The sequence below is a fragment of the Pseudomonas azerbaijanorientalis genome (assembly GCF_019139795.1).
GTDB lineage: Bacteria > Pseudomonadota > Gammaproteobacteria > Pseudomonadales > Pseudomonadaceae > Aquipseudomonas > Aquipseudomonas laurylsulfatiphila.
In genome coordinates this window covers 1,821,182-1,838,092 of record NZ_CP077078.1, presented here as the reverse complement: position 1 = coordinate 1,838,092, position 16,911 = coordinate 1,821,182, and the positions used below count along the sequence as shown (strand labels likewise).

20 protein-coding genes are annotated in these 16,911 nt (G+C 59.9%); 10 read left to right on the top strand and 10 right to left on the bottom strand.

The features are described 5' to 3' along the window. The first annotated feature begins 148 nt into the window (after positions 1-148). Positions 149-1,495, top strand: coding sequence for a class II 3-deoxy-7-phosphoheptulonate synthase (locus KSS91_RS08100; protein WP_007973530.1), 1,347 nt, complete (start codon positions 149-151; stop codon positions 1,493-1,495). A 108-nt stretch (positions 1,496-1,603) separates the two neighbouring features. Here the strand turns inward: KSS91_RS08100 and KSS91_RS08095 are convergent, their stop codons facing one another. After that, a complete protein-coding gene (locus tag KSS91_RS08095; protein WP_217837551.1) occupies positions 1,604-2,833 on the bottom strand; it encodes a winged helix-turn-helix domain-containing protein in 1,230 nt (409 codons plus the stop codon). 80 nt (positions 2,834-2,913) lie between these two features. Then, entirely contained in the window at positions 2,914-3,129 is a 216-nt protein-coding gene (locus KSS91_RS08090; protein WP_007973532.1) for a DUF1127 domain-containing protein, read from the bottom strand. A 95-nt stretch (positions 3,130-3,224) separates the two neighbouring features. Between KSS91_RS08090 and KSS91_RS08085 the strand changes: the two genes are divergently transcribed. Continuing rightward, positions 3,225-4,079 (top strand): LysR substrate-binding domain-containing protein, encoded by an 855-nt coding sequence (locus KSS91_RS08085; RefSeq protein ID WP_116580071.1) that lies wholly within the window; start codon positions 3,225-3,227, stop codon positions 4,077-4,079. On the opposite strand, the gene KSS91_RS08080 is transcribed toward KSS91_RS08085, so the two are convergent. Beyond that, the gene (locus tag KSS91_RS08080) at positions 4,069-4,803 is read right to left on the bottom strand and encodes a sulfite exporter TauE/SafE family protein (protein WP_217838374.1); all 735 of its coding nucleotides are present in this window, start codon (positions 4,801-4,803) and stop codon (positions 4,069-4,071) included. The genes KSS91_RS08085 and KSS91_RS08080 overlap by 11 nt on opposite strands. A gap of 125 nt (positions 4,804-4,928) precedes the next feature. On the opposite strand from KSS91_RS08080, the gene KSS91_RS08075 reads away from it, so the two are divergent. From KSS91_RS08075 to KSS91_RS08060, 4 genes are all read left to right on the top strand, one after another. Further along, a complete protein-coding gene (locus KSS91_RS08075; RefSeq protein WP_217837550.1) occupies positions 4,929-5,885 on the top strand; it encodes a LysR family transcriptional regulator in 957 nt (318 codons plus the stop codon). Between the two features lie 67 nt (positions 5,886-5,952). Further along, a complete protein-coding gene (locus tag KSS91_RS08070) occupies positions 5,953-6,414 on the top strand; it encodes a MarR family winged helix-turn-helix transcriptional regulator (protein ID WP_217838373.1) in 462 nt (153 codons plus the stop codon). Between the two features lie 352 nt (positions 6,415-6,766). Continuing rightward, on the top strand, positions 6,767-7,186 hold the full coding sequence (locus tag KSS91_RS08065) for an organic hydroperoxide resistance protein (RefSeq protein ID WP_095966403.1): 420 nt from the start codon (positions 6,767-6,769) through the stop codon (positions 7,184-7,186). A 34-nt stretch (positions 7,187-7,220) separates the two neighbouring features. Then, positions 7,221-8,237 carry an alpha/beta hydrolase gene (locus KSS91_RS08060; protein ID WP_217837549.1) on the top strand — a complete coding sequence of 339 codons (1,017 nt, stop codon included), beginning with the start codon at positions 7,221-7,223 and terminating at the stop codon, positions 8,235-8,237. A 183-nt stretch (positions 8,238-8,420) separates the two neighbouring features. On the opposite strand, the gene KSS91_RS08055 is transcribed toward KSS91_RS08060, so the two are convergent. Together KSS91_RS08055 and earP are read right to left on the bottom strand one after the other, a co-directional pair. Then, entirely contained in the window at positions 8,421-8,990 is a 570-nt protein-coding gene (locus KSS91_RS08055) for an elongation factor P (RefSeq protein ID WP_007955690.1), read from the bottom strand. A 48-nt stretch (positions 8,991-9,038) separates the two neighbouring features. Continuing rightward, positions 9,039-10,181 carry an elongation factor P maturation arginine rhamnosyltransferase EarP gene (gene earP, locus KSS91_RS08050; RefSeq protein WP_217837548.1) on the bottom strand — a complete coding sequence of 381 codons (1,143 nt, stop codon included), beginning with the start codon at positions 10,179-10,181 and terminating at the stop codon, positions 9,039-9,041. Positions 10,182-10,305: 124 nt separating this feature from the next. On the opposite strand from earP, the gene KSS91_RS08045 reads away from it, so the two are divergent. Next, entirely contained in the window at positions 10,306-10,716 is a 411-nt protein-coding gene (locus KSS91_RS08045) for a hypothetical protein (RefSeq protein ID WP_217837547.1), read from the top strand. 2 nt (positions 10,717-10,718) lie between these two features. Continuing rightward, positions 10,719-11,201: a GreA/GreB family elongation factor gene (locus KSS91_RS08040; RefSeq protein ID WP_015094030.1), complete on the top strand. Its 483-nt coding sequence runs from the start codon at positions 10,719-10,721 to the stop codon at positions 11,199-11,201. A 6-nt stretch (positions 11,202-11,207) separates the two neighbouring features. Here the strand turns inward: KSS91_RS08040 and cysB are convergent, their stop codons facing one another. The 5 genes from cysB to KSS91_RS08015 form a co-directional block, all read right to left on the bottom strand. Next, complete coding sequence (cysB, locus tag KSS91_RS08035; RefSeq protein WP_015094029.1) at positions 11,208-12,182, bottom strand: HTH-type transcriptional regulator CysB; 975 nt, start codon at positions 12,180-12,182, stop codon at positions 11,208-11,210. 113 nt (positions 12,183-12,295) lie between these two features. Then, positions 12,296-12,799: a universal stress protein gene (locus tag KSS91_RS08030; protein WP_008023285.1), complete on the bottom strand. Its 504-nt coding sequence runs from the start codon at positions 12,797-12,799 to the stop codon at positions 12,296-12,298. Between the two features lie 95 nt (positions 12,800-12,894). Then, on the bottom strand, positions 12,895-13,800 hold the full coding sequence (locus tag KSS91_RS08025; RefSeq protein WP_015094028.1) for a 5'-nucleotidase: 906 nt from the start codon (positions 13,798-13,800) through the stop codon (positions 12,895-12,897). 25 nt (positions 13,801-13,825) lie between these two features. Beyond that, a complete protein-coding gene (locus KSS91_RS08020) occupies positions 13,826-14,779 on the bottom strand; it encodes a putative 2-dehydropantoate 2-reductase (protein ID WP_217837546.1) in 954 nt (317 codons plus the stop codon). Continuing rightward, a complete protein-coding gene (locus tag KSS91_RS08015) occupies positions 14,776-15,162 on the bottom strand; it encodes a thioredoxin family protein (RefSeq protein ID WP_015094026.1) in 387 nt (128 codons plus the stop codon). Before KSS91_RS08015 ends, KSS91_RS08020 begins: the two co-directional genes overlap by 4 nt. Here KSS91_RS08015 and KSS91_RS08010 point away from each other — a divergent pair. Both KSS91_RS08010 and KSS91_RS08005 read left to right on the top strand, forming a co-directional pair. Further along, entirely contained in the window at positions 15,161-15,604 is a 444-nt protein-coding gene (locus KSS91_RS08010; protein WP_015094025.1) for a PilZ domain-containing protein, read from the top strand. The genes KSS91_RS08015 and KSS91_RS08010 overlap by 2 nt on opposite strands. A gap of 187 nt (positions 15,605-15,791) precedes the next feature. Further along, on the top strand, positions 15,792-16,868 hold the full coding sequence (locus KSS91_RS08005) for a 3-deoxy-7-phosphoheptulonate synthase (RefSeq protein ID WP_015094024.1): 1,077 nt from the start codon (positions 15,792-15,794) through the stop codon (positions 16,866-16,868). Positions 16,869-16,911 lie beyond the last annotated feature (43 nt).

Here is a 16,911-nt window from a genome sequence, read left to right as displayed (position 1 = left end):
CATCTCCTGACCGTCACCGGGGCCGGCAACGCAATAACACCGCGTGTAGAGAGCGGCAAAGGCGAGATTGTCAGCGATGCGACGGGAACAGGTCACGCACTAATTTGCTGATAACATGGACGTCCGAGCGAAAACACTAGAGACCGTGATGAGCCAACCCTGGAGTCCTGACAGCTGGCGCGCCCTGCCGATCCAGCAACAACCCCGATACCCCGACGCCGCGCATTTGCAGCAGGTCGAGCAGACCCTGGCCAGCTATCCGCCGCTGGTGTTTGCCGGTGAAGCCCGTGAGTTGCGCCGTCAGTTTGCCGAGGTGACCCAGGGCCGCGCGTTTCTGTTGCAGGGTGGCGACTGCGCCGAAAGCTTCGCCGAATTCTCCGCGGCGAAAATCCGTGACACCTTCAAGGTGTTGCTGCAGATGGCCATCGTGATGACTTTTGCCGCCGGCTGTCCGGTGGTCAAGGTCGGGCGCATGGCCGGGCAGTTCGCCAAGCCGCGTTCGGCCAACGACGAAACCATCGATGGCGTGACGCTGCCCGCCTACCGTGGCGACATCGTCAATGGCATCGGTTTCGACGAAAAAAGCCGCGTGCCGGACCCCGAGCGCCTGTTGCAGTCGTATCACCAGTCCACCGCCACGCTGAACCTGCTGCGCGCGTTCGCCCAGGGCGGGTTTGCCGATCTGCATCAGGTGCACAAGTGGAACCTGGACTTCATCGCCAACTCGGCACTGGCGGAAAAATACAGCCACCTGGCCGATCGCATCGATGAAACCCTGGCGTTCATGCGCGCCTGCGGCATGGACAGTTCGCCGCAGCTGCGCGAGACCAGTTTCTTCACCGCCCACGAAGCGCTGCTGCTGAACTACGAAGAAGCTTTCGTGCGGCGCGACAGCCTGACCAACGATTACTACGATTGCTCGGCGCACATGCTGTGGATCGGCGACCGCACCCGCCAGCTCGACGGCGCCCACGTCGAATTCCTGCGCGGGGTGAACAACCCGATCGGGGTCAAGGTCGGCCCGAGCATGAACCCCGACGACCTGATTCGCCTGATCGACGTGCTCAACCCGGACAACGATCCCGGCCGCTTGAACCTGATCGCACGGATGGGCGCGAACAAGGTCGGCGATCACTTGCCGCAACTGATCCGTGCCGTCCAGCGTGAAGGCAAGCAGGTGCTGTGGAGTTCCGACCCGATGCACGGCAACACCATCAAGGCCAGCAGCGGCTACAAGACCCGCGACTTCGCGCAGATCCTTGGCGAGGTGAAGCAGTTCTTCCAGGTGCACGAAGCCGAAGGCAGTTATGCCGGTGGTATCCATATCGAAATGACCGGGCAGAACGTTACCGAGTGCATCGGTGGTGCGCGGCCCATTACCGAGGACGGTTTGTCGGATCGCTACCACACCCATTGCGACCCGCGGATGAATGCCGATCAGTCGCTGGAACTGGCGTTTTTGATTGCTGAAACCCTGAAGCAGGTTCGGCGCTAGTTATTGGCTGCCTGACAAGACGCCTTCGCGAGCAAGCCCGCTCCCACACTTGATTTGTGAACGACACAGAACCAATGTGGGAGCGGGCTTGCTCGCGAAGGGGCCAGTTCAGTCACCATCAATCTGTGCCAATGCCACCCGCAACCTTGCCGCACTCGCCCGCGGGCAGTTCAACTGAACCTGCGCCAGCCCCAGCCAATCCGCCATCTGCCGCAGATTGACCGCCAACGCCAACATCCCCTCGTCATCCAGCCCCGTTTCTTCTTCATTCACCGCATGCACAGCCAAACGACCCGCCGCCCGCTCGGCACGCAGATCGACCCGTGCGGCAATCCGTTCGTTGTGCAGAAACGGCAGCACGTAATAGCCGTAAACGCGCTTGTCCTGCGGCGTGTAGATTTCCAGCCGATAACGGAAATCAAACAGCCGCTCCGTGCGGCTGCGCTCCCAGATCAGCGAATCGAACGGCGAGAGCAAGGCACTGGCCGCGACTTTGCGCGGCACCTTCGGCTCAGGCAGACAATAGGCCGGTTGTCGCCAGCCCTGGACTTCGCAGATCAGCAATTGACCGGCCTCGACCAACTCGGCCAAACGTGGACGACTGTCCGCAGGGTTCAGGCGGAAATAGTCACGCAAATCCTTCTCCGTACCGACACCCAGGGCCGTTGCCGCATGCCGTAACAGGCCGCGCTGGGCGTCATCTTCATCCAGAATCGGCTGCGCAAGAACCGCCGAGGGAATTACCCGTTCCGGCAAATCGTAGAGCCTTTCGAACCCGCGCCGTCCGGCAACGGTCACTTCACCGGCAGCGAACAACCATTCCAGCGCATGCTTTTCCGCACTCCAGTCCCACCAGGGCCCGGCACGCTCCTGACGGGTCGACAGGCTTGCGGCACCCAGCGCGCCCTGCTGCTCGACCGATGCCAGCACGCGACGAATCGTGTCTTGCTGCTCACGCCCAAAACGCGCCAATTGCTGATAGATGTCTTCGCCACGGCTCGCTCGCTGCATGCGCCAACGCATCAGCGGGTATAGGGAAAGCGGTAACAACGAGGCTTCATGGCCCCAATACTCAAAAAGTGTTCGACGCCGGCCCTGGCTCCAGGCAGCCTGGTCGAGCAAGTCGGAGGAGTAATGGCCAAGGCGGGAAAACAGCGGAAGGTAGTGCGAGCGCACCACTGCATTGACCGAGTCGATCTGCAAAATGCCCAGCCGTTCGATCAGTCGGTTGAGCGCAACTGCCTTGATCGCCGCTGGCGATTGCCGCCCGTTGAACCCTTGGGCGGCCAGCGCCAGACGCCGAGCCTGTTTGAGGGTAAAGGACAATGTTGCGGGCATGGGCATCTCCTTGTCTGCTCGCAACCTACCTCACCGGTAAGGGGTTTGTGTAGCGTGGCATTCATCATTTATTGATCGGGTCATTTATGCATCGGGTCGCTCCAGAACGGTTTGATCGACTCGTTCTCCACATCCGCACGACTCATGCCGATGTCCTTGAGTGCTTCGTCGCTCAAGCTCGCCAGCAGTTCGCGCTCGCGATGCAGTTCGTACCAGCGGCCGACCTTGTGCAGCAGATCGGATATCAGGTGAATCGAGTGTTTTTCCGCACCGTGGAACTCATGTTGACCTTTCATCTTGTTGCCCTCCGTTTGGATGGCTCCAGTCTCGCGCCGGGTCTAAGATCAATCCAACGAATGTTTCTGATGTCACATATCTCGGAGATTGATGGATGTCGGCCTACCCGAGTATCGATACCGAAGTGCTGCGCACCTTCGTCGCCATCGCCGACCAGGGCGGCTTTACCCGCGCCGGCGAAATGGTCAACCGCACCCAGTCAGCCGTCAGCATGCAGATGAAACGACTGGAAGAAGATGTGCTGCAGCGTCAGCTGTTCCAGCGCGACGGACGGCAGGTGCGGCTGACGGCCGAAGGCCAGGTGCTGCTGGGCTATGCGCGACGGATCCTCAAGCTGCACAGCGAGGTCTTCAATACCCTGCGTGAACCCGACATGGTCGGCATGGTGCGCATCGGTACGCCGGACGATTATGTGATGCGGTTTCTCCCGGGGATCCTGCGCCGGTTTGCCCAGTCCTATCCGCTGATCCAGATCGAAGTGCACTGCGAATCATCGAAACAGCTGTTGATGCGCCAGGACCTGGACCTGTCCATCGTGACCCGCGAACCGGGCAGCGAAATCGGTCAGTTGTTGCGCAAGGAACGTTTTGTCTGGGCCGAGGCGCAATGCTACAGCGCCCACGAACAGACGCCGCTGCCGCTGGCGATGTTCAACAGCGATTGCTTCTGCCGCCAGTGGGCGTGCAATGCCCTGGATGCCCGGGGGCGCGATTACCGGGTGGCGTACAACAGCGACAGCCTGTCGGCGATCATGGCCGTGGTCAGCGCCGGCCTGGCAGTGACCGCGCAACTTGAAAGCCTGATCACCGCGGACATGCGCATTCTGGGTGAAGCCGAGGATCTGCCGTTGCTGCCCGAGGCCAGTATCATGCTCGTGCGCAACCTGCATAACCCGTCACCGATCACCGAGTGCCTGGCCGAACACATCATTGATGGCTTCAAACTTTAAAAGCGAGCGTCACTGCACAGAACACCAGGAACCCGCAAAACAGCCCGCGCAGCAGCCGCTCCGGCAAGGCGTGGGCAACCTTCACACCCCAACTGATGCTCATCAACCCCCCGACCGCCAACGGTAAGCCGATCCCCCAGTTGACCTGATGGTGCACGGCATAAGTCAGCAGCGTCACCCCCGTGCTCGGCAAGGCCAGCGCTAACGATAACCCCTGCGCAACCACCTGACTGGTACCGAACAGACTGGTCAACACCGGTGTCGCCACCACCGCGCCCCCCACGCCGAACAACCCACCCATTGTGCCGGATGCAGCGCCAAGCACGCCCAGCCAGGGCCATGAGTAGTTCATCTGTGACGCCGCCGTGGTGCGGGAGGCGAACATGCGAACGAAGTTGTACGCCGACAGTGCGATCAGAAACGCGACAAAACCTATGCGCATGGTTCGCGCATCGATGCCCACCGCCCAGATCGATCCGAGCCAGGCGAAGCAGAACCCCATGATGGCCAACGGTAACGCGTGTTGCCGCTCGATCCGGTTGCGCTGATGGTAGCGCCACAGCGCCAGCATCACGTTCGGCACGACCATCACCAATGCCGTGCCTTGGGCAATCTGCTGATCGAGCCCGAACAGCACGCCCAATAGCGGAATGGCAATCAGGCCACCGCCGATTCCGAACAAACCGCCAAGCGTGCCCAGTAAGGCACCGAATACCAGGTACATCAGAAACTCAATCACGGCCAATTTCTCCTCACATCACGCCATTGATCCTACGCAGTTGCTTATGGCACGGAAACGCACAGCGACGCACAATGGCTGTGCCAAATTCGCACAAGCACAGACTTGCCATGAATCCCAACCAATTGACCGACCAACTGGCTTTATTCCTCGATGTACTGGAAACCGGCAGTTTTTCCGCCGCCTCGCGCCGTCATCCGATGACCCCTTCGGCCGTGGCACGGCGTATCGACAGCCTGGAAAACGCGGTCGGCAGTCAGCTGTTCATCCGCAGCACGCATGCGGTGCGCGCTACCCCGGCAGGATTGGCCTTCGCCGAGCGAGCACGGCGGATCGTCGCCGAGTTGCGCCTGGCCCGGGCCGAGGCCGTGTCCTTGAGCAGCGCGCCGGAAGGCCTGATTCGTATCGATGCGCCAGCAGCCTTTGGGCGCCGGCACCTGGCACCGGTGATTGCCGACTTCCTCATGCTCTATCCGGGACTCGATGTGCAACTGCATCTGATCGACAGTTTCGTCGACATGCAGGGCCAGAACCTCGGCAAGGTCGATCTGGTGCTGCGCGCCGGGCAATTGGCCGACACCCGGCTGGTGGCCACGCCACTGGCGAGCATGGTGCGTATTGCCTGCGCCAGCCCTGACTATTTGCGACGACGCGGCGTGCCGAGCGATCCATCACAGCTGAATGAACACGACGGACTCGATTGGGATGGTCTGGCCCCGCCCTTCGCCTGGCGTTTCGAACGGGACGGGCACATGCAGTTGCATCGGCCGGCACGGGTGCGCATGAGCGCCAACAATGCCGAGGCGCTGGTATGCGGCGCATTGGCCGGATTGGGTATCGCGCACCTGCCGACCTGGCTGGCCAGCGAGTACCTGTTACGGGGTGAGTTGCTGCCGCTGTTCTGCGACAGCGGTCTGCCGAAACCGGAAAACACCGGCATCTATGCCTTGCGCCTGGAACAACAACCCAACCCCCGTAGCCGCTTGTTGCTGGAGTACCTGAAAACCCGCTTCAGCCCGGTTCCGCCCTGGGATCTGCTGTTGCAAACCCATTTGCAACGGCACTGATCAAAATTATCTGGCGCATTAAAGATTCGCCCGCTAGATTCCAATGATCACAGATCAAGGCTTCGACATGAGCACCGAGCGCAACACCCCGGACAACTGCGACAACCTGCTACTGGATAATCAGGCCTGCTTCGCCCTGCACTCCACTTCGCTGATGATGACCAAGGTCTACAAGCCCTTGCTGCAAGCGCTGGGCCTGACCTACCCGCAATACCTGGCGATGATGGTGTTGTGGGAAAGGGATGGTTTGACGGTAGGCGAAATCAGCACGCGATTGCTGACCGACCCTGGATCCTTGACGCCGCTGCTCAAGCGCCTGGAAGCCGAAGGCCTGCTCAGCCGAACCCGCAGCCGCGAAGATGAACGCGTGGTGATCGTCGAGCTCACCGAACAGGGTCGGGCGTTGCGCGACAAGGCGCGTGATATTCCCCAATGCATCCTCGGCGCCAGCGGGATGACACTGGAGCGCCTGCAAAACCTGCAAGCGGAGCTGCAAGAGCTGCGTCGCCACCTGCAAGACAGCCTTTAGCCTTCAAACCACCACAAATCCCCTGTGGGAGCGGGCTTGCTCGCGAAGGCGGTGTGTCAGTCGACGTAAATTTCGAATGACACACCGCCTTCGCGAGCAAGCCCGCTCCCACACTGCTTTTGTGCGGTGCTATAGAACCCGCCGCCCCCCCCAAAAAAAGTCGCCTGTAAAACCTCAATCCGCTCTAACTCAATAGTTTCAGCCAATCCTGCTTAACCGCTCGTCGGCCCTGGCAAATTTATTTTGTTTTTTATCTTGCGCACTAAACATTAGCGCTATACATTTACTTCGTACTTACTTAGCGCGCAAACATTTAGCGCAAACAACTCAACCCCTGAACGAGGCTTTCACCATGCAAACTCTCTACACCGCAATCGCAACTTCCACCGGTGGCCGTGACGGTCGTGCGGTTTCCAGCGACAACATCCTCGACGTCAAACTCGCCACGCCGAAAGAACTCGGCGGTGCCGGCGGCGCAGCCACCAACCCTGAGCAACTGTTCGCCGCCGGCTATTCCGCCTGCTTCATCGGCGCCCTGAAATTCGTCGCCAGCCAGACCAAGCGCAGCATCCCGAGCGACGCGTCGATCACCGCCCATGTCGGCATCGGCCAGATCCCTGGCGGTTTCGGCCTGGACATCGACCTGCACATCAGCCTGCCAGGTCTTGAACAAGCCGATGCCCAGACACTGGTCGACGCCGCCCACCAGGTCTGCCCGTACTCCAATGCCACCCGTGGCAACGTCGATGTGCGCCTGCACGTAACCGTCTAAGCGCTGACTACTCAGGCCCGAACAGGAAACGAACATGAACACTTTCAGCAAAGTCTTGACCGGTACCCTTCTCGCTCTGTCGATCAACGGTGCGTTCGCAAGTGATGGGGTTGAACACAACACCCAGGCGTTCCTCGATGTGCTGAATGCCGGTACCGGCAAACCACTTGAACAACTCAGCCCGAAAGACGCCCGCGCCGTGCTGACGGGCGCGCAGGCCGGGGTGAAACTGACACTGCCAAAAGCCGATGTCAGCCAGAAGACCATTCAAGTCGATGGCCAACCGCTGAACCTGACCATAGTCCGGCCGGCCGGAGTCAAGGGTGAACTGCCGGTGTTCATGTTCTTCCACGGCGGTGGCTGGGTACTGGGGGACTTCCCGACCCACGAGCGGCTGGTGCGTGACCTGGTGACCGGTTCTGGGGCAGCGGCGGTGTTCGTGAACTACACGCCGTCGCCGGAAGCCCATTACCCGGTGGCGATCAACCAGGCTTACGCCGCGACAAAATGGGTGGCCGAGCACGGTAAGGAGATCAACGTCGATGGCAAGCGCCTGGCGGTAGCCGGCAACAGTGTCGGCGGCAACATGGCGGCCGTGGTTGCACTGATGGCCAAGGACAAGGGAACCCCGGCGATCAAGTTCCAGGTGTTGCTGTGGCCGGTGACGGATGCCAACTTCGAAACCGACTCCTACAACCAGTTTGCCGAAGGGCACTTCCTCACCAGAAATGCGATGAAGTGGTTCTGGGACAACTACACCACCGACGCCAACCAGCGTAACGAGATCTACGCCTCGCCTCTGCGCGCAACCACCGCCCAGTTGAAAGGCTTGCCGCCAGCGCTGGTACAGACCGCCGGTGCTGACGTGTTGCGCGACGAAGGCGAAGCCTACGCCCGCAAACTCGATGAAGCCGGAGTACCGGTGACCTCGGTGCGCTACAACGGCATGATCCACGACTACGGTTTGCTCAACGTGGTGAGCCAGGTGCCGGCGGTGCGCTCGGCGATGTTGCAGGCGTCTGAAGAGCTCAAGCAACACCTGAAGAAATAACGCCGTACACAATGTGGGAGCGGGCTTGCTCGCGAAGGTGGCGTGTCAGTCGACATAAATATCGAATGGGAAGACGCCTTCGCGAGCAAGCCCGCTCCCAAAGGGGGTCGTCGCTGAAGGTGAAATTCCAGGCACAAAAAAGCCCGACTCAATGGTCGGGCTTTTTCATTCCTCAAGCAGTGCTTATTTGGCACGGCCTTTGTAGGAACCGCCTTCGCGGGTATCGATCTCGATCATGTCGCCGATTTCGATGAAGTCAGCAACCGACAGCTCGGTACCGTTCTTCAGTTTGGCAGGCTTCATTACCTTGCCGGAAGTGTCGCCGCGAGCGGAACCTTCGGTGTAGTCAACCTGACGCACGATAGTGGTCGGCAGCTCTACGGAAACCAGACGGCCTTCGAAGAACACGGCTTCGCAAACGTCGGTCATGCCTTCTTCCACGAATGGCAGAACGCTTTCGATGTCTTCGGCGTTCAGCTCGTACATGGTGTAGTCGGTGGTGTCCATGAACGTGTAGGAGTCGCCGCTGATGAAGGACAGGGTCGCTTCCTTACGGTCGAGGATCACGTCGTCCAGCTTGTCGTCCGCACCGTATACGGTTTCGGTCTTGTAGCCGGTCAGCAGGTTCTTCAGCTTGGTCTTCATGATCGCGCTGTTACGACCGGACTTGGTGAATTCAGCTTTCTGAACCAGCCAAGGATCGTTGTCGATACGGATCACGGTACCGGGTTTGAGTTCTTTACCAGTTTTCATTGCGAATATCCGAATTTGGATGGGATTTACAAAAATCTAGGCCGCGTATCATATCCAATTTCCATAAAACTGTACCAGCGCCGTGGCAAGATCGGCCTGCAAGGCCTGTTCCAGACACCACGCCTCGGCGTGTTTTTCCAGCTCTGGCCAGTGTTTACGGGTGGATTGCCAGTGGTCGGGCATTTTTTCACCGGCGTTCCAGGCTCGCCAGAGACCGCTGATCGCCTCCCGTGCAGGGTCCGATAGCCCCTTCACATAGAGTTCGAGGAAGGCTTCGAGCTTGTCCAGATGGATATCTTCTTCCTGCCGATAGATGTGCCAGAGAAATGGCCGGCCCGCCCATTGAGCGCGCACAAAGGAATCTTCGCCACGCACGGCATTGAAATCGCAGCACCACAGCAAGCTGTCGTATTGGTCCTGGCGGACGAATGGCAGCACTTGCACGGTCAAGGCGTCACGCACATGCACGGCACCGGCCGCCAACCCCTGCTCACCGAGCCAACGCTCGACATCGCCGAGAATCCGCCCTTCCGGCACCAGCAGATGAGTGGCCGTCGAATCGCCAGCCATCGCATCGAGCCAACTGGCCAACCCGGTGTTTTCGTAGGCAAACAATGAGATCAACTGTGCACCGGGTGCAGGATCAATCCCTAAACCGTGCAGGAATTCTCTTTGAGCTTGCGGGTCCTGCTGAAATTGCCGACGACGCTCAAGCAACCCGCGCTCACGCAACAATCCGCCAGTGCCCTTCTGGAAACCCGGGAAGAAAAAGAACTTCTGTACGTTCTTGTATTTCACCGAGGGCAAACCGTGACAGCCGATCACCCAGTCCTCGGCACTCAGGTAGTCGAGGTTCATCCACAGCGGAGTCTTTTCCCGTTCGACCATGGCATCCATATAGGCGCTCGGCAATTGGCAGGCGAATGCAGCAATCACCACATCGGCGGCTTCAGTCCGTTGCCACTCGGCTGGCCATTGACGCACTTCGACGCCTTGCTGCCATTGCTGCGCGGCGTGGATGTCGATTTGCGGACACAGGCGCTCGAACGCTCGCAGATCATCGACCCATAGACGCACCGCCAGTCCATGTTCGGCCACCAGTTGCCGGGCCAGTCGCCAGGTCACGCCGATGTCGCCGAAGTTGTCGACCACGGTGCAAAAAATATCCCAGCGGGTTTTCAGTTCAGGCATTCCAGGCTCCCGTTGGCAAAGGCGCCGATTGTCCGCATAAATTACCCCGTGCAGAAGAGCCGACGACGATTATTCTTCATGCGACAATCGCCACTCGCCAGTGACCTTTCGCCAGGAAGCAACCATGCCCCATCGCCCCGCTCCGCGCCGATCCTTCCCGATCAGCCTCAATGCCCTGCAACTGACCGGCAGCATCGCCCTCGGCATGTGGCTGGGATTCATTGCCATTGTGCTGACCTGCTGGCTCGCTTCACGCCTGCTTTTCAGCGAACAATTGGCACCCGTGGCTGCAGCTGTGGAGCAATTGGCCAAGCCACCGGTGGTGACTCAACCGGTGCCGGACATCCCGCCACAGAGCCCGCTGTTCGAGCAATATGAAGAAAACCTGCGCAAGAGCGAACAGGCTCAACGGCTCGATCAGGCGCGCAGCAGCACTCGCAACCTGGCCAACCCGAACTGTCAGTTCTGGCTGCAACAGGACCGGACTGCACCCAGCGAAAAAAGTCGCGCCAACGTCCTGCAATTCTGCGATTGATCATGAATAAGCACACCGTCCACCAGCTGATTCTCGACAAGCTGCAGATCGATCTCGACATCGCCGAACGGGCCGCGCAAACCGCCTACGAAACGGCGACCCACGAAGAAAACATCGCCGAGAACAAATACGACACCCTGGGGCTCGAGGCGTCCTATCTCGCGGCCGGGCAAGCCAAAAGGGTCGAGGAAATCCGCCAGTCACTGAGCCTCTGCCAGAACCTGGCCCTGCGCCCGTATGACGAACAGCGGGGCATCGAAGTCGGCGCGCTGCTCGGGCTCGAAGACGAAAAGGGGCGCGAACAATGGCTGTTCCTGGCCCCTGATGCAGCCGGGTTGAAAGTCGACCTGGTGGGGCAACTGATCACCGTCATCACCCCGCGCTCACCGCTGGGCAAAAGCCTGCTGGGCAAGTTCGAGGGCGACGAGGTGGAAATCACGGTGGCGGGCGCTCGGCAACAGTTCGCTGTCACCGAGGTCGTTTAGACGGACTTAATGGACTGGCAGTTCGACACCTTCGAACAGCTCTTCCAGTTCCTGCTTGTTGTGGCATTGAATGGCCTTGGCCATGACTTCGCGGGTCAGGTGCGGCGCGAACTTCTCGATGAAGTCGCACATGAAACCACGCAGGAAGGTGCCGCGACGGAAGCCGATCTTGGTCACGCTGGACTCGAACAGTTCGCTGGCATCAAGTACGACCAGATCGCTGTCGAGTTTGGTGTCGACCGCCATTTTCGCCACGATGCCCACGCCCAGGCCCAGGCGAACATAGGTCTTGATGACGTCGGCGTCGGCGGCGGTGAACACCACTTTCGGCGTCAGGCCTCGATGGCTGAACGCTTCGTCGAGTTTCGAACGGCCGGTAAAACCGAACACGTAGGTAACGATCGGGTATTCGGCCAGCGCTTCGAGGGTCAGTTTCGACAGTTTGGTCAGCGGGTGGCCCTGAGGCACGACCACGCAGCGGTTCCAGCGGTAGCACGGCATCATCACCAGATCACCGAACAGTTCGAGCGCTTCGGTGGCAATGGCGAAATCCACGGTGCCGTCAGCGGCCATTTCGGCGATTTGCATCGGCGATCCCTGGTGCATATGCAGGGCAACGTCCGGGTATTGCTTGATGAAATTGCTGATCACCGGCGGCAATGCATAACGCGCCTGGGTGTGAGTGGTGGCAATCGACAGGGTGCCTTTCTTCTCGTTGGAGAATTCCTGGGCGATCTGCTTGATGCTTTCAACCTTGCGCAGAATCTCGCCAGCGGTGGTGATGATGCGCTCACCGGCCGGGGTGACCCGGGTCAAGTGCTTGCCGCTGCGGGCAAAGACTTCGACGCCCAGTTCATCTTCGAGCAGACGGATCTGTTTGCTGATGCCCGGTTGAGAGGTGTAAAGGCTTTGGGCTGTAGCGGAAACGTTGAGGTCGTGGTGCGCCACTTCCCAGATGTAGCGCAATTGTTGAAGCTTCATATGAATCCCTCAAAGCAGGTAGACGCCACGGGCATCAGCGACGATATATAACTATATTAATGGCTCGAAGAATAAATCTAGAACTTTTTTATCAGATTGCCATTATTCGTGTGCTAGAGGTCCCCTTGACGACGACGTTGCACCAGCGGCACCAGATAGACCGGTACCTTGGACAGTTGCAACACACGGGCGGCGGTCCGGCCCAAAGGCGTTTCCGCACCCGCACCATGGCTGTGACTTCCTACGATCAACAAATCCACGGAGAGTTTCTGCGCCTGGTCCAGAATCACCTGCGAGGGGTCGCCCTGCAGCACCCTTACCGCCTGAATTCGCTCCAGGTCGTGCTCCCCTTCATCCCCCAGTTCCTCACGAAAACTGTCGAGCACCCGCTGCTCGATACTGGCAATCACAGTATTCAGGCCCTGGCTGTGAAACTCGTTCAGCGCCTGTTCATCGAGATAACTTTGCAGCACCGATTCGGCAAACAACCCCATGGGCTCAACCGCATGCACGACGTACAAATTGGCATTGAAGGTGCGGGCCAGCTCCAGGGCATGCTGCATCACCACGGGCGCGTACAGGCCAAGGTCAGTGGCGTACAGCATCGAACGAATCATATGACCTCCTCGACTGCCAACATGGCGGACATTTGATTGAGCTTAGCAGTGCCTTGGCGACTACGACGTCCGGCGCAACACATTGAACGGCGGGCTTAAACCTTTTGCTCGTTGCTTATGCCGTGGGGCACATGACCGGTGGCGACGACTTCACGGGCCAATTCGCAGTGGCCGGCCTGATCATCGAAAAACACATCGGCGGCGAAGGCTTCGAGAAAGGCGGACTTGGTCAGGCCGCCGAGGAACAGCGATTCGTCAAGACGGATGTCCCATTCGCGCAACGTGCGAATCACCCGCTCATGGGCGGGTGCCGATCGCGCCGTGACCAGCGCGGTACGAATCGGACAGGCGTCCTCCGGGAACTCACGCTGCAACAGGTTCAGGGCCGCGAGAAAGCCCTTGAACGGCCCACCGCGCAACGGCTCGCGAGCGGCCTCACGCTCGCTGGCCTGGAACGCCTCCAGACCACCGGCCTGATAAATGCGCTCCGACTCATCGGAAAACAGCACCGCGTCTCCGTCGAAGGCAATGCGCAGCTCGTCGCTGGCCGCACGGCTGGCACCGCCAGACAGGATGGTCGCCGCGGCGAATCCGGCGTCCAGGGCATTGCGTACGTCTTCGGCGTGGGTCGAGAGAAACAGGTCGCAACCAAAGGCCTTGAGGTAGGGATACGGACTACGTCCGCCGACGAATGCCGCACGGGAAATCGCCAGTCCGTAGTGGTCGATCGAATTGAATACCCGCAGCCCGGTGTCGGCGCTGTTGCGCGACACCAGAATCACCTCGACCCGGGCGCGACCCAGGCTATTGTTGAGGTTCAGGAGTTTCTGCACCAACGGAAAAGCATCGCCGGGCGAAAGGATTTCGTCTTCGTGTTCGATCTGATACTGCCGGTAGGCTTCGACACCGCTCGACAGATAGACCTTGTGGCTTTCGCTCAAATCAAACAGCGCCCGCGAAGAAATCGCCAGCACCAGCTTGTCGTCAATTGCCTTTGGCATGCCCTTCCCCCTCAGGTCGGTCGACTCAGGTGTTGCGTCGATCAATGAAACTCAAGCTGCGATACAAAGCCTCGATGCGCGGCATTTCACATCCCGCGGCCCTGGCGGCCGCCAGTGGTCGAGCGTAGATCGCCGCCAGCTCCAGCGGCCGCTTGTGCAGGAAATCGTGGTACATGCTCGGCCAGTAGTCGGGCATTTTTTCGGTCACCATGAACAAGTGCTCGGCATACCCTGCCGGTACGTCGTGCCCGCAGGCGATGGCGCCTTGCACCACTTCAGCCATCAGCGCCCTGATTAGTTCGCGACTGTCGGCATCCGCCATCAACGGTGTGGTGCTCGCCCCGAGCAAAACCGAGAGACCGTTGTAGGGGATATTCCAGACCAGTTTTTGCCAGCGCGCCTGATGCAAATTCGCCATGGCCTGGGAATCGAGCCCGGCGCTGCGGAACAGGCCGACGCCCTCCTCGACTATTGCAGTGCGTGTCGGCCCATCGGCGGGACCGCTGTGATAACCCACGTGTACCGCGCCCAGCGCCTGATGGGTGATGACGCCCGGCGCCTCGCGATGGACGCAGATGTAGCAGAGTCCGCCGAGCACATGCAGCGAATCGGGGAGCAACTCGCGCAGGCTGTCTTCCACGTCCAGGCCATTTTGCAACAGCAGCACTTTGGCATCCGGTGCCGCCGCCTGCAGGATGGCTGGTGCCAGATCTGCGTTGCTGGTGGTTTTCGCGCCCACCAGCAGCCAGTCGCAGGGCGGCATGTCTTGCGCCTTCGAGTAAGCCTGTACCGGGTTCAGTTTCAGCGCACCGTGGGGCGCGCTATCGACTTGCAACCCGTGCTCGGCCACGGCGCAAAACTCGCTGCGCAGCAGAAAATGCACATCAAAACCGGCACGCGCCAGCATCACCCCGTAGAACCCGCCGATTGCGCCGGTCCCGATAATGCCGATTGTCGGCCTGGCAACTGTCCCCATCATGGCAACTCCTCTGCTGTTCGACTCAACGCCTGGCGCACGGCTCGATTGAGCTCTGTGTCGGTCAGGCGCGATTTCAGTGTTCCGAAGAATTCGCCGTCGCGAACGACAAACAGCGCCGGCAAGTGAAAGACCTGATAACGCTCGACCACTCCGCCGTTATTGCCGGCATCGATCCAGCACAGCCGATCGACGACCAGATCGAGTGTCGGCAATTGCTCGCGGGCAAAACGGCAGCTGGCGCAGCCGACACTGGTGAAAATAACCAGCGAAACACCGTTCATCGCCAGCAACCGTTGGTCGGCGTCAAAATCGGTCAGTTCCAATTCGACCACTATACTGGGGAGAACAATGTCAGATGGCCGACACATGGAGTCTGTGTTCATGGGACGATTCATTCCTCACCCTGACGATGTGCCTGTCGAATTAACCTTGCTCAAACCCGAGTGTATTTCGCGACGGCAGCTGCACACTATCAGCCTCGGGGGCATGGCTTGCAATTATCACCGCGCGTGGCGCTACGGCACGGCACTGGAAGTACGCATGCCGACCGTGAACCCGGACATGCGCTACCTGGGCTATGTCGCCTGGTGCCTGCGGCGCAAACGCGGTTATCTGGTGGGCATCGCCTTCGTCGACGAACAAACGCTGTTCAGCGCCCGAATGGGTGAGCAGGTGTGCCAGATCGAACGCTACTGCCGCCTGCATGAGTCCCACGAAGACTTGCAGGATGTTCAGGCCCTGGCGCTCGAATGGGTCCAGGAGCATGCCGACGAGTTCTCTCACGATTCGGTGCGCAAGGCTTTTGCGCAGCCGGTACTGGAATAGGGGTGTTCTTGATCGGTTTGCCCCTCATGGCAGGGAAACTGACTGCGAAAGCCCACCAAACCGGTGTCTGCCCATTGTCGAGCCACGGTGTAACGCGCTAAGGTTCAGCTCCCCGACGCGCTTAATCTGCTGTGCTCCGCCGCGCGGGTTCGCTGGCGGCCGGCACCCGTGACCTGACGAGTAAACGATGGCTGATTTACCGATCAACGACCTAAACGTCGCCTCCAACGAGACGCTGATCACTCCCGATCAGCTCAAGCGCGATATTCCCCTGAGCGACGCCGCACTGCGCACCGTCACCAAGGGCCGCGAAGTCATTCGCAACATTCTGGATGGCACCGACCACCGCCTGTTCGTCGTCATCGGGCCTTGCTCGATCCACGACATCAAGGCCGCCCACGAATATGCCGAGCGCCTGAAGGCTCTCGCTGCCGAAGTGTCCGATACCCTGTATCTGGTCATGCGCGTGTATTTCGAGAAGCCACGTACCACCGTCGGCTGGAAAGGCTTGATCAACGACCCGTACCTGGACGACTCGTTCAAGATTCAGGATGGCTTGCACATCGGTCGCCAGTTGCTGCTGGACCTGGCCGAAAAAGGCCTGCCGACCGCCACCGAAGCCCTCGACCCGATCTCCCCGCAGTACCTGCAGGACCTGATCAGCTGGTCGGCCATCGGCGCGCGCACCACCGAATCCCAGACTCACCGTGAAATGGCGTCCGGCCTGTCCTCGGCCGTCGGCTTCAAGAACGGTACCGACGGCGGCCTGACCGTGGCGATCAACGCCCTGCAGTCGGTTTCCAGCCCGCACCGCTTCCTGGGTATCAACCAGGAAGGTGGCGTCTCCATCGTGACGACCAAGGGCAATGCCTACGGTCACGTGGTGCTGCGCGGCGGCAACGGCAAGCCGAACTACGATTCGGTCAGCGTTGCGCTTTGCGAGCAGGCGCTGAACAAGGCGAAGATCAAGCCGAACATCATGGTCGATTGCAGCCACGCCAACTCCAACAAGGATCCGGCCCTGCAACCGCTGGTGATGGAAAACGTCGCCAACCAGATCCTCGAAGGCAACAAGTCGATCATCGGCCTGATGGTTGAAAGCCACCTGAACTGGGGCGCCCAGGCGATCCCGAAAGACCTCGCCGACCTGCAGTACGGCGTGTCGATCACCGACGCCTGCATCGACTGGACCGCAACCGAAAACACCTTGCGCAGCATGCATGCCAAGCTCAAGGATGTGCTGCCTAAACGCGATCGCAGCTGATCGCCTGACGGCTTGTTCAAAAAGCGCACACAAAAAAACGCCG

Excerpts from the sequence above, each read along its gene's own strand:
- KSS91_RS08100 (WP_007973530.1), top strand. The coding sequence starts at position 149 with ATGAGCCAACCCTGGAGTCCTGACAGCTGGCGCGCCCTGCCGATCCAG.
- KSS91_RS08095 (WP_217837551.1), bottom strand. The coding sequence starts at position 2,833 with ATGCCCGCAACATTGTCCTTTACCCTCAAACAGGCTCGGCGTCTGGCG.
- KSS91_RS08090 (WP_007973532.1), bottom strand. The coding sequence starts at position 3,129 with ATGAAAGGTCAACATGAGTTCCACGGTGCGGAAAAACACTCGATTCAC.
- KSS91_RS08085 (WP_116580071.1), top strand. The coding sequence starts at position 3,225 with ATGTCGGCCTACCCGAGTATCGATACCGAAGTGCTGCGCACCTTCGTC.
- KSS91_RS08080 (WP_217838374.1), bottom strand. The coding sequence starts at position 4,803 with ATGTACCTGGTATTCGGTGCCTTACTGGGCACGCTTGGCGGTTTGTTC.
- KSS91_RS08075 (WP_217837550.1), top strand. The coding sequence starts at position 4,929 with ATGAATCCCAACCAATTGACCGACCAACTGGCTTTATTCCTCGATGTA.
- KSS91_RS08070 (WP_217838373.1), top strand. The coding sequence starts at position 5,953 with ATGAGCACCGAGCGCAACACCCCGGACAACTGCGACAACCTGCTACTG.
- KSS91_RS08065 (WP_095966403.1), top strand. The coding sequence starts at position 6,767 with ATGCAAACTCTCTACACCGCAATCGCAACTTCCACCGGTGGCCGTGAC.
- KSS91_RS08060 (WP_217837549.1), top strand. The coding sequence starts at position 7,221 with ATGAACACTTTCAGCAAAGTCTTGACCGGTACCCTTCTCGCTCTGTCG.
- KSS91_RS08055 (WP_007955690.1), bottom strand. The coding sequence starts at position 8,990 with ATGAAAACTGGTAAAGAACTCAAACCCGGTACCGTGATCCGTATCGAC.
- earP (WP_217837548.1), bottom strand. The coding sequence starts at position 10,181 with ATGCCTGAACTGAAAACCCGCTGGGATATTTTTTGCACCGTGGTCGAC.
- KSS91_RS08045 (WP_217837547.1), top strand. The coding sequence starts at position 10,306 with ATGCCCCATCGCCCCGCTCCGCGCCGATCCTTCCCGATCAGCCTCAAT.
- KSS91_RS08040 (WP_015094030.1), top strand. The coding sequence starts at position 10,719 with ATGAATAAGCACACCGTCCACCAGCTGATTCTCGACAAGCTGCAGATC.
- cysB (WP_015094029.1), bottom strand. The coding sequence starts at position 12,182 with ATGAAGCTTCAACAATTGCGCTACATCTGGGAAGTGGCGCACCACGAC.
- KSS91_RS08030 (WP_008023285.1), bottom strand. The coding sequence starts at position 12,799 with ATGATTCGTTCGATGCTGTACGCCACTGACCTTGGCCTGTACGCGCCC.
- KSS91_RS08025 (WP_015094028.1), bottom strand. The coding sequence starts at position 13,800 with ATGCCAAAGGCAATTGACGACAAGCTGGTGCTGGCGATTTCTTCGCGG.
- KSS91_RS08020 (WP_217837546.1), bottom strand. The coding sequence starts at position 14,779 with ATGATGGGGACAGTTGCCAGGCCGACAATCGGCATTATCGGGACCGGC.
- KSS91_RS08010 (WP_015094025.1), top strand. The coding sequence starts at position 15,161 with ATGGGACGATTCATTCCTCACCCTGACGATGTGCCTGTCGAATTAACC.
- KSS91_RS08015 (WP_015094026.1), bottom strand. The coding sequence starts at position 15,162 with ATGAACACAGACTCCATGTGTCGGCCATCTGACATTGTTCTCCCCAGT.
- KSS91_RS08005 (WP_015094024.1), top strand. The coding sequence starts at position 15,792 with ATGGCTGATTTACCGATCAACGACCTAAACGTCGCCTCCAACGAGACG.